We start from the raw sequence: 9,807 nt of genomic DNA, 5'->3' as shown, positions 1-9,807 counted from the left end.
GCGACGAACTCGACAGCCCGTGCGGCCGGATCTACCTGATCAAGGACATGCTGGAACAGGGTCGCCCGGCCGATGTGCGCACCGTGAAGCATATCGACCGGTGCCTGTCCTGCCTTGCCTGCATGACGACCTGTCCCTCGGGCGTGCATTACATGCATCTGGTCGATCACGCGCGGGACTATATCGAGCGGACCTATCGCCGCCCGCTGTCCGACCGCGCGCTGCGCTGGGTGCTGGCAAAGGTGATCCCCTATCCGGGGCGGTTCCGGCTGGCGCTGCTGGGTGCGAGGATCGGACGGCCCTTTGCGCGCTTCGTGCCTGATGCAAGGTTGCGCGCGATGCTGGCGATGGCACCCAAGACCATTCCGCCGGTCAGCCGCAATGACGATCCGCAGGTGTTCCCGGCACAAGGGCCGCGCCGGATGCGCGTTGCACTGATGACGGGTTGTGCGCAGCGGGCCCTGAATACCGATATCAACGATGCGACGATCCGGCTGTTGACGCGGCTCGGCTGCGAGGTGGTGGTGGCCAAGGGGCAGGGCTGCTGCGGAGCGCTGACGCATCACATGGGCAAGGCCGCGCTGGCGCATGGGTCGGCGGCGGCGAACATCCGCGCCTTCATGGCGGAAAAGGCGACGGGGGGCCTTGATGCGGTGGTGATCAACACCTCGGGCTGTGGCACCACGGTCAAGGACTACGGCCACATGTTCCGCAATGATCCCCTGGCGGCGGATGCGGCGGTGGTGGCGGGTCTGGCACTGGATGTGAGCGAGGTGCTGGTGAAGCTGGGCCTGCCGCAGGGGGCCGCGAAGGGCATCAGGGTGGCGTATCACGCGGCCTGTTCCCTGCAGCATGGCCAGCAGATCAAGACCGCGCCAAAAGACCTGTTGAAGCGCGTGGGGTTTGAGGTTGTGGAACCGGCCGACAGCCATTTGTGCTGCGGATCGGCGGGCACCTACAACTTGCTGCAACCGGTGATTTCGCAACAGCTGAAGGACCGCAAGGTCCAGACGCTGGAGGCGCGCAAACCCGATGTCATCGCTGCAGGCAACATCGGCTGCATGATTCAGATCGGCTCGGGCACCGGGGTGCCGGTGGTGCATACGGTAGAACTGCTGGACTGGGCGACCGGGGGTCCGCGCCCCGCCGCGCTTGGGGTCTGAATACGCAGCTTGCGGCAAGTCACAAAACCGCCCAAGTTGCGGATTAGCGCAGATCAAGCCGCGTCGGAGGCCCTATGCAACGGTTTTTCCTTGCCCTGCTGCTGGTGATATGTGCGGTGCCAGCCACTGCTGAAGATGCCGCGATGGTCGGCCTTCAGACGGCGGATGATGCGCGCGGCTGGTCGGCGGTGGGCAAGCTGATGCTGGGGGATCGCGGCTTTTGCACCGGGGCACTGATCGCGCCGCAACTGGTGCTGACAGCGGCGCATTGCCTTTATGACAAGGAAACCGGCGCGTTGATGCGGGCCGAGGATATCCAGTTCTATGCAGGCTGGCGCAACGGCAGGGCGGTTGCCTACCGCAGCGTGCGCCGCGCCGTGGCGCACCCGGACTACGTCTATGACGGCGCTGACAAGCTGGACCGGGTAAGCTCCGATCTGGCCTTGCTGGAGCTGAACCAGGCGATCCGTTTGCCATCGCTGGTGCCGTTCGAAACCGATGTAACCCCGGCCGCCGGCGATCTGGTCAGCGTGGTCTCCTATGCCCAGGATCGGTCGGAGGTGCCGTCGATTCAAGAGGTTTGCGAAGTTCTGGCACAGCGCGACAACATGCTGGTGCTGTCGTGCAGCGTGGACTTCGGGTCATCCGGCGCGCCGGTGTTTTCGCTTCACGATGGCGTGGCGCGGGTTGTGTCGGTGATCTCGGCCAAGGCCGAAGTCGAGGGGCAGAAGGTGGCGCTGGCGGTGCCGCTGGCCGCCGCGCTGACCGTGCTTAAGGAGGCGCTGGCCGCCAGCGATACATCCGTGCGCGTTGGCATTGCGGGTGTCCGCGTTCTGTCCGGCGGGCAGGAAGGCGGGGCCAAGTTCATCAAGCCATGAGGGCCGCGCGCGCCGCAGTCTGGCTGTGCCTTGCGGCCCTGCTGTGCGGCCCCGCGGTGGCCGAAGATGACAGTGGTCTGGAACGCCTGACCCGCCGGGAACAGCTTTTGGGCTGGGAGGCGGTGGGTCGGATTGATATCGTGGATGGCGGGTTTTGCACCGGTACCCTGATCGCCACCAACCTTGTGCTGACGGCCGCGCATTGCGTGATGGAACCGGACGGCACGCCGATCGACGCTGACCGGATGACCTTTCGCGCCGGGCTGGCCGATGGCACCGCCATCGCCGAGGTGGCCGTCCGGCGCACGGCGGCGATTCCGGGTTACGCAGTGGCGCGCAGCGATCTGGATCAGCTGGGCCTCGACGCCGCACTGCTGGAACTGGTGTCAGACATCCCGGCTGCGGTTGCCGCGCCGTTTGTGGTGGAAAGCCCGGGCGATGGCGATGAGGTGAGCGTGGTCTCCTATGCCAGAGGGCGCGAGGAAGCCCTGTCGTGGCAGAAGGTCTGTTCCGTCCTTGGCCGCCGATCCGGCCTGATTGCGGTGAACTGCAACGTGACGTTCGGCGCCTCGGGCGCGCCGGTTCTGGACCGGTCTTTCGGGCGGGCGCGGATCGTGTCGATCATTTCGTCGGGTTATGCCGAGCAGGGCGCGGTAGTCGCCTTCGGCATGGAACTGCCTGGAATCGTTGACCAACTGAAGGCGCGCCTGCGGCAGGGCAAAGCCTTGAGCGAGGCAGGTGGTGCCGCCGCCCCGGCAATCCGGCGGATCGGCGCAGCCGACACCCGCCGTGACACCGGCACGCGGTTCGTCAAGCCCTGAGCCTCGGCAGGCGCGCGCTGGGTCTTGAAACCGCGCTGCTCGTTTCCCAGATAACTCACATCCGGGTGCCATGATGGGTCCGGTGCCAACTGCCCTGCCCCCTTTGGGGAGGCCCTCAACATCGCTTCTTGGAGGATGACCATGCGTAGCTATGATTTCGCCCCGCTGTACCGTGCCACCGTCGGGTTTGACCGGATCGCCGATCTGATGGATCGTGCCCTTTCCAGCGACGTGGCCCAACCCACGTACCCGCCCTATAACATCGAAAAAACCGCCGAAGATGCTTATCGCATCTCGATCGCGGTGGCCGGGTTCTCGCCCGAAGATCTGACTGTCGAAGTGCGCGATGGCGCGCTGCATGTCGCTGCCCGCAAGACCGCCGACGACAGTGAGCGCGCCTTCCTGCACCGCGGCATCGCCACCCGCGCCTTCGAGCGGCGCTTTGCGCTTGCCGACCACGTTCGGGTCGTGGGTGCCACCCATGAACACGGCATGCTGCATCTGGACCTCGTGCGCGAAACGCCCGAAGCGCTGAAACCGCGCCGGATCGAGATTGCCCGCGCGGGTGATGTCGAGGTGAAGGCTGTCGAGGCGCAGCCGATCAACTGATCCGGCGATCCGGCAGGACGAAGGGCGCGCCGGTCAGGCGCGCCCTTTTTGCTGCGTATGGCGGCGCAGGGTGATCAGTGCGGCCAGAGCCGCGAGGCCGACGACCAGCGCCGTTACCAGAACCGACCACGCACCGCCGCCTGCAAGGATCAACCCGAAGGCCAGCGGCGCCGCGGCAAAGCTCAGATTGATTGGCAGGGCAAGCCGCCCGGCCATGGACTGCGTCAGCGTCATCCCCCTGGCCTGCAACAGTTCGACCATGACGATGGCAAAGCCCCAAGACCTGTACCACAAGACCTGGACCAGAAGCGAATGGGCCGGGGGTGGTGAGCATGGCCGCCAGGAGGCCTCCAGCATCAACCAGCCCAAGCCATAGCTGACCGGTCCCGATGACGTTGCGATCACGACAAATCCCGCAGTTGCGGTCAGTGATCTGAGTGCCAAAATCCTGCCTGCCCCGTAGCGGGCACAAAGCGGCACCAGCGCGCGGGATGCAAGCGCCAGCGCCAGCAAAAAGACGCCCGATCCCGCAAGCGCCATCGGCAACCGCAGGCCGAGGTCTTGCAAGATCGGGCGGGCCAGAACGGCCAGAGCGTTGAAGGCGGTGGCCCAGCCGGTCACTTGCGTGACCGACAGGACCATTGTCAGAAGGAGGGGGCTTGCCTCACTGCGCCGAAAGGCTTTGCGCCAGGCGCATCAGATTGACCGCCTCGATCCGATAGCCGAACGGATCATCGCCGCGCGCCGATAGACCGAGTGCAATCGCCTCGTCCCAGCCCCAGTCGTTCAGATAGACCGAGTTCTGCAGGATCTGCCCGAACCCGGCAATCGCGGCGGCAAAGCGGGCGTCGTCAGTGGCAGGCTCCTGCCCGGTGATCCTGGTTTCGGTCAGATCGGAGGTGTCGGCCCCCGGTGCCTTGGCGCGCACCTTCAGGATACCAAGCTCGTCCGGGCCGTCTGCGGCAGTGGTCCCCCCGTAGCGCAGCGGGTCATTCAGCAGCGCGTCGGAACCCGGCGCGGTGACCTCGTAGATCGCCGTTACTTGCGTGCCAGCCCCGATTTCGCCCGCATCCACCGCGTCGTTGTTGAAATCCTCGCGCCGCAGGGCGCGGGTCTCATAGCCGATCAGCCGGTATTCAGCCACTTGGGTGGGGTTCCATTCGATCTGGATCTTGACGTCGTCGGCAATCGGGAACAGCGCCCCGGTCAGCTGGTCCACCAGCACCTTGCGCGCCTCCGACAGCGTGTCGATGTAGGCCGCCGTGCCGTTGCCGTTCTGCGCCAGCGACTGCATCACCGCGTCATCCAGATTGCCGCGCCCGAAACCCAGCACCGAAAGATAGGTGCCGCTCTCGCGCTTCTTGGCCACATAGGCCTCCAACCCTTCGGGATCGCTGACGCCCACGTTGAAATCGCCGTCGGTGGCCAAGAGGATGCGGCTGACAGTGCCGTCCTTGGCCATGCCTTCGGCCACCCGGTAGGCCAGTTCCAGCCCCTCGGCCCCGGCGGTTGACCCACCGGCGGACAGATTGTCCAAGGCTGCAAGGATCGCGGTCTTGTCGGATGCCTTGGTCGGCGGCAGAACCTCGCCCGCACTGCCGGCATAGGTCACGATGGCGATCTGATCCTCGGGGCGCAGCTCGGCCAGCATCATCGACAAAGACTGTTTCAACAGGCCCAGCTTGTTGGCATCTTCCATCGACCCGGAGGTGTCGATCAGGAACACAAGGTTCAGCGGCGGGCGGTCGGTGATCGGCGGCAGCGCGCCCTGCAGGCCAATGGTGACCAGCCGCGTGCCGGGGTTCCACGGGGTTTGCATCACGCTGATCGTCGATTTGAACGCCGCCTCTGACGCATCGGGGGCGGGGTAGTCGTAGGGGAAGTAGTTGATCATCTCTTCCACCCGCACCTGATCTGGCGTGGGTAGGATGCCAAAGCCAAGTGATGACCGGATCACCGCATAAGACGCGGTGTCAACATCGATGGAGAAGGTCGAAACCGGCTCCTCTGCGGTCACCTTCACCGGGTTCACCGGGGCGTTCGCGTAGGCTTCGGTGCTTTCCGGCAGCTGCAGGATGCCGTCTTCTTCCACGATCACCGGCATTGCGGGTTCAGCCACAATATAGCCCAGCGTGTCTCCGCTGTTCTCGGCTCGCAGGCGCAAATCATCGTCGGCAAGGGCCATGCTCATCTCTGGCGCGGTGGCACCCGCCACTGCATTCCCGTCAACAGTCGCCGCTTCGGACACCGACGAGGCGAGGCCCTCAGCGGCCGGGTCTTCGGCGGTGCGCTTGGCTTCAAGGCGAGGCTCCGGCACCGGCAATGGGGCATCGGCGATGACGTCCGGCGAGACGACGGCGTCTTTCGCAATATCGCCTTCAGTTTCGGGCAATGGGACCGGCGTCTGGCCAAAGCGGATATCGGCGACCGGCAGGATCACCGCCACACCGATCACCAGGGCGGCGATGGATGTGGTGGCGGCAAGCGCGGGGCGGGTGGTGAGGAAGTTGAACATGCGACGTACTCCGTTCAAGGAAGCCGCCCCATTCGGGCGGTCCTCATTGGAACGGGCTGGGTCGGTGGATCCTTGGAGCCGGTCGAAATTTTCCATCGCCAGCGCCAGCGCGCGGGCCTTTGCATCCGCGTCCGCTGCGGGCATGGCTTTCAGGGCGGCCTTCAGGTCGTCGGTCATTTCGCGTCCTCCTTTGCCTTGGCCCGCAGGCGTTTCTTCACTTCGCTCATCCGCCAGGCGATGGTGCCTTCGGATACGCCCAGAATCTTGCCCGCCTCGGCCTGCGTCATTTCTTCGCCCAGGACCAGCGCCACGGTGTCGCGCAGTTCCGCCGATAGCAGTGTCATCGCCTGGGCCAGCCAATCGGCGGCTTCCCGTTCGGTCGTGATCTCGTCCTGGCGGGCCAGTTCCCAGTCACCCCAGCCAACCGCCGCACGGCTGCGCGTGGCCTGACGGCGGCGCAAGTCGTGGGTGGCGTTCACCACAACACGGTAAAGCCATGTGGTAAACCGCGCTTCGTTGCGCCAGTTGCGCAGCTTGGCGGGCAGGGCGGCACAGATGTCTTGCGCCAGATCCTCGGCCTCGGCCCGGTTGCCGGTCAGACGGAACGACAGGCCAAAAACCCGGTCGTAATGCCTGCCGATCAGCACGGCAAAGGCGGCGCGGTCGCCGGTGGCGGCTGCAGTGGCAAGGATCTCGTCAGGTGTTTCCATCAGCATCACGATAAATGAGACGCGGGGGCCGGGGCAATCCTTGGGACGCCCGCAAAAGAATTCTGTCTGGGATACCTGACCCAAAGAAAAACCCCCTTCCCGGTGGGCCGGAAAGGGGGGTGCGGTGGTGGCTTCGGTTTGGATCAGTAGATCAGGCTGTCATAGACCGCATAGGCGCTGCCCGTGCTGGACAGGTTACGGCTCAGGCCTTCGTCGGCGGCATAGGCCAGAACCGCGTTGTAAGTGCCCGGCCCGAACGACCCGTCAAGGCCGCCGCGGTAATAGCCCCAGGCGCGCAGGTTGCGCTGGATCGCCTTGCGTTCAGCCGAAGAATAGCTGCTGAAGGCCTGCGCTGCCGGGGTGCGGTAGATCGACGTGGTGTGCGTCGGGCGCGGCTCGACGTAGACGGGCGCGGGAACATATTGCGGTGCGCGGGCACGGCGGTTTTGCTTCAGAATCTCGTCGATGATCACGGCGGTGGCGACACCGGCGACAAAACCTTGTTCCTTTTCGCCCCAGGCAAGCGCCGGAGCGGCCGGAACGGCAGCGATGGACAGGGCGGTCAGCGCGGCGATCAGCGAAGATTTCATGTTGATGACAGGGAGCAGCATGTCGTTTCCTTTCGGGGTTAACCCCATGGCAGCGGGGTGATGCGAAAAGAAATGGGCTATCTGGGCATGCTAGGCAAAAACGCCTGATTGCTATCGGATAACGCGTTTTATTCTAATGACTTACGCTAGTCTTCCCAACCCTTCAGCAGCGCCGACAGACGCGCCAACCCTTCATCCAGCCGGGTTTCCGGCCCGCCGCCAACCCCCAGCCGGATGTGATTTGGCAGGCCGTACGCGCTGCCGGGCAGCAGAAACGTCCGGTACGGCGCTGCCAGCAAACGCCGCGCGAGGGTTTCGCTGTCAATCCGGTCCAGCCGCGCCAGCCCGATCAGCCCGGCCTCGGGCCGCTGCCAGGACAGGCGCTGTTCGGCCCCGACAAAGCGGTCAAGCTTTTCCAGCGTGGCGCGGCTTTCACTGCGGGTGGTGGCCAGTGCCATGGCCAGGCGGTCGGGCCGCAGCGCGATCTCGGCGATGTGTTCGCCCAGCGTATTCATGATCTCGGACGCATTCTCGCGCAGGATCATCGCGTCGCGCAGCACCCCCCGGTCGTGCGCGATGATCCACCCGGTTCGCAGGCCCTGCAGCCCCAGCGCCTTGGACACCGACCCGGTGGTGATGCTGCGCGGCGTAAGCCCCGCGATTGACGGCGCACGCGGTCCGTCCCACTCCAGCCCGGCATAAACCTCGTCCACCACCAGCCAAAGCCCGTGCTGGTCAGCGATCCGGGCGATGGCATGCAGGTCTTCGGCCGGGATCAGCGTGCCCGTCGGATTGTTGGGGTTGGTGAGGAAGATCATCTTGGTGCGCGGCGTGACGGCGGCGGCAACGGCGGCTGGGTCAAGCCGCCAGCGGTCTGTCTCGCGCCGGGGCACCTCGCGCAAGGTGGTGCCGATGGCGCGGGCCATCACGCCCACCTGCGGCCAGCCGGGCGCTTCGGTGATCACCTCATCGCCTGCAGACAGCAGCTGGCGGAACAACAGATAGTTCGCCTCCGCCGCCCCGGCGGTGATAAGCACGTCATCGGGGGAACAGCGGCCTTGCAGGCCCGCCTGATCGATCACCCGTTGGCGCAGTGCGGGCAGGCCAAAGAAGCTTTTGCCGTTCCAGTCCAGCGACAGGCCCGGATCAAGCGCCTCCAGAAAGTCACCAAGCCGGGGCGAGCGGGCGAGAGAAAAGCCGATGAAACATTCAGGCGGGTCGGCGGCGGTGGTTTCCAGCAGATAGTCGAACAACTTGTGAATGGTGACCTTCACCGAACGTCACGCCCCTGATTCAGGATGATGATGTTGCCGGAAGACACATCGCCCGCGGACGAGATCAGGAACCCCACCCAGGCGGCGATTTCTGCGGGCTGCATGGCGTGGCCATGCGGCATCGCACTGATCGCGCGGGCCAGAACCTCCTCGCTCAGCACGTTGAACAACGGGGTCTCGGTCATCGCCGGGGCCAGCGAATTCACCGCAATCCTGTCGCGCGCATACCGCCGTGCAAGATCCTTGGTCAGGGTATCCATCGCGGCCTTCGAGGCGCGGTAATGTGGCGGGTCGAACACATCAAAGTTGTACGCCCCGTTCGAAGAGATGTTGACAATCTTGCGCACCCCGGGCCGCCCCGCCATCGCCTTGACTGCCTGCTGGCAGCAGTGAAACGCCGAGGAAAAGTTGATCGCCATCTGGCGGTCCAGTTCCTGCGCCGGAATCTCGGGGAAATCCGACATGAAGCAGGTGCCGGCATTGTTGACCAACGCATCGACGCCACCAAAACGCGCAGTGATCCGGTCGAACAGGTCGATGATGGCCTCTGCGTCGGTCAGATCCACTGCTTCGGGGGTAAAGCCGTCCAGATCGGCGGCCATCGCGAGAAGCGCAGGGCCATCAATGTCGACGCCCACGACCTGCAGCCCGTCAGACAAAAGCTTGTCGGTTATGGCGCGCCCCATGCCGCCTGCCGCCCCGGTAACAACAGCGATGCGCATCATGCCGCCCGTCCCGGAAAAGCCACGCGCCGGAACGGCCATTCGCGCGCAAGCCAGCCCCGAAACGCCTGCCCAAGGGCCACATCCGCCGGATCGCCGATCCGGCTTTGCCGCGCCCAATAGCGGGCGTCGACGTCAAATTCCGGGTCCGAGGCTGGGTAGATGTAGCAGCATCCCAGACATCTTTCCCCGTCCGGCGAGATGACCGTGTAGGCAAAAGAATGGCGAAGACTGAATTCGCGCTGGTGCCAGCCCAGGTCGACCAGGTTGTCTTCCAGCGTCAGGCCTGCGGGCCATGAACTGCTGTCCCCCATCTGTTCGCGCAACTGGGCCGTACTGGACATGACCGCGTCATAGTCGCGGACAAGATCGTGCACCGTCAGGGGCCGCAGATGGAACTCGACCGTTTCCAGCCGTTCGGGCACGGTGAAATCGGCGGGGATGATCGGACGACGGTACATTTCGGCCTCTCTTGCTGGTCTTGTGCTCAGCCCACGACAAAGTCGAAATGCTTGCGGACGTTCT

At 65.0% G+C, this 9,807-nt stretch carries 11 protein-coding genes; 4 read left to right on the top strand and 7 right to left on the bottom strand.

Annotated elements, in window-relative coordinates; translation table 11 throughout:
* The 4 genes from glcF to RMO18_RS02070 form a co-directional block, all read left to right on the top strand.
* Positions 1-1,163 (top strand): glycolate oxidase subunit GlcF (glcF, locus tag RMO18_RS02085; protein ID WP_309663666.1); only part of this gene is annotated, 1,163 nt, incomplete at its 5' end.
* Between the two features lie 74 nt (positions 1,164-1,237).
* Positions 1,238-2,041 (top strand): trypsin-like serine protease, encoded by an 804-nt coding sequence (locus tag RMO18_RS02080; RefSeq protein WP_309663665.1) that lies wholly within the window; start codon positions 1,238-1,240, stop codon positions 2,039-2,041.
* Positions 2,038-2,862, top strand: a complete 825-nt coding sequence (locus tag RMO18_RS02075; RefSeq protein ID WP_309663664.1) for a trypsin-like peptidase domain-containing protein — start codon at positions 2,038-2,040, stop codon at positions 2,860-2,862. Before RMO18_RS02080 ends, RMO18_RS02075 begins: the two co-directional genes overlap by 4 nt.
* A gap of 141 nt (positions 2,863-3,003) precedes the next feature.
* Entirely contained in the window at positions 3,004-3,471 is a 468-nt protein-coding gene (locus RMO18_RS02070; protein ID WP_309663663.1) for an Hsp20 family protein, read from the top strand.
* A gap of 33 nt (positions 3,472-3,504) precedes the next feature.
* On the opposite strand, the gene RMO18_RS02065 is transcribed toward RMO18_RS02070, so the two are convergent.
* The 7 genes from RMO18_RS02065 to RMO18_RS02035 form a co-directional block, all read right to left on the bottom strand.
* Positions 3,505-4,113, bottom strand: coding sequence for a hypothetical protein (locus RMO18_RS02065; protein WP_309663662.1), 609 nt, complete (start codon positions 4,111-4,113; stop codon positions 3,505-3,507).
* 22 nt (positions 4,114-4,135) lie between these two features.
* Entirely contained in the window at positions 4,136-6,082 is a 1,947-nt protein-coding gene (locus tag RMO18_RS02060) for a von Willebrand factor type A domain-containing protein (protein ID WP_405053988.1), read from the bottom strand.
* A 77-nt stretch (positions 6,083-6,159) separates the two neighbouring features.
* Complete coding sequence (locus RMO18_RS02055; RefSeq protein WP_309663660.1) at positions 6,160-6,696, bottom strand: RNA polymerase sigma factor; 537 nt, start codon at positions 6,694-6,696, stop codon at positions 6,160-6,162.
* A 143-nt stretch (positions 6,697-6,839) separates the two neighbouring features.
* On the bottom strand, positions 6,840-7,307 hold the full coding sequence (locus tag RMO18_RS02050) for a peptidoglycan-binding domain-containing protein (RefSeq protein ID WP_309663659.1): 468 nt from the start codon (positions 7,305-7,307) through the stop codon (positions 6,840-6,842).
* A gap of 125 nt (positions 7,308-7,432) precedes the next feature.
* On the bottom strand, positions 7,433-8,560 hold the full coding sequence (locus RMO18_RS02045) for a pyridoxal phosphate-dependent aminotransferase (RefSeq protein ID WP_309663658.1): 1,128 nt from the start codon (positions 8,558-8,560) through the stop codon (positions 7,433-7,435).
* Positions 8,557-9,285 carry an SDR family oxidoreductase gene (locus RMO18_RS02040; RefSeq protein WP_309663657.1) on the bottom strand — a complete coding sequence of 243 codons (729 nt, stop codon included), beginning with the start codon at positions 9,283-9,285 and terminating at the stop codon, positions 8,557-8,559. The genes RMO18_RS02045 and RMO18_RS02040 overlap by 4 nt, the downstream gene beginning before the upstream one ends.
* Complete coding sequence (locus RMO18_RS02035; protein WP_309663656.1) at positions 9,282-9,743, bottom strand: hypothetical protein; 462 nt, start codon at positions 9,741-9,743, stop codon at positions 9,282-9,284. The genes RMO18_RS02040 and RMO18_RS02035 overlap by 4 nt, the downstream gene beginning before the upstream one ends.
* Between the last annotated feature and the right edge of the window lie 64 nt (positions 9,744-9,807).

Source organism: Tabrizicola sp., assembly GCF_031377265.1.
Taxonomy (GTDB): Bacteria; Pseudomonadota; Alphaproteobacteria; order Rhodobacterales; family Rhodobacteraceae; genus JAUYQR01.
This window is presented reverse-complemented; position numbering and strand designations above follow the sequence as displayed.

Coding starts and splice junctions, on each gene's coding strand:
- RMO18_RS02055 (WP_309663660.1), bottom strand. CDS start 6,696: ATGGAAACACCTGACGAGATCCTTGCCACTGCAGCCGCCACCGGCGAC.
- RMO18_RS02040 (WP_309663657.1), bottom strand. CDS start 9,285: ATGATGCGCATCGCTGTTGTTACCGGGGCGGCAGGCGGCATGGGGCGC.
- RMO18_RS02080 (WP_309663665.1), top strand. CDS start 1,238: ATGCAACGGTTTTTCCTTGCCCTGCTGCTGGTGATATGTGCGGTGCCA.
- RMO18_RS02035 (WP_309663656.1), bottom strand. CDS start 9,743: ATGTACCGTCGTCCGATCATCCCCGCCGATTTCACCGTGCCCGAACGG.
- RMO18_RS02065 (WP_309663662.1), bottom strand. CDS start 4,113: ATGGTCCTGTCGGTCACGCAAGTGACCGGCTGGGCCACCGCCTTCAAC.
- RMO18_RS02060 (WP_405053988.1), bottom strand. CDS start 6,082: ATGGAAAATTTCGACCGGCTCCAAGGATCCACCGACCCAGCCCGTTCC.
- RMO18_RS02070 (WP_309663663.1), top strand. CDS start 3,004: ATGCGTAGCTATGATTTCGCCCCGCTGTACCGTGCCACCGTCGGGTTT.
- RMO18_RS02075 (WP_309663664.1), top strand. CDS start 2,038: ATGAGGGCCGCGCGCGCCGCAGTCTGGCTGTGCCTTGCGGCCCTGCTG.
- RMO18_RS02050 (WP_309663659.1), bottom strand. CDS start 7,307: ATGCTGCTCCCTGTCATCAACATGAAATCTTCGCTGATCGCCGCGCTG.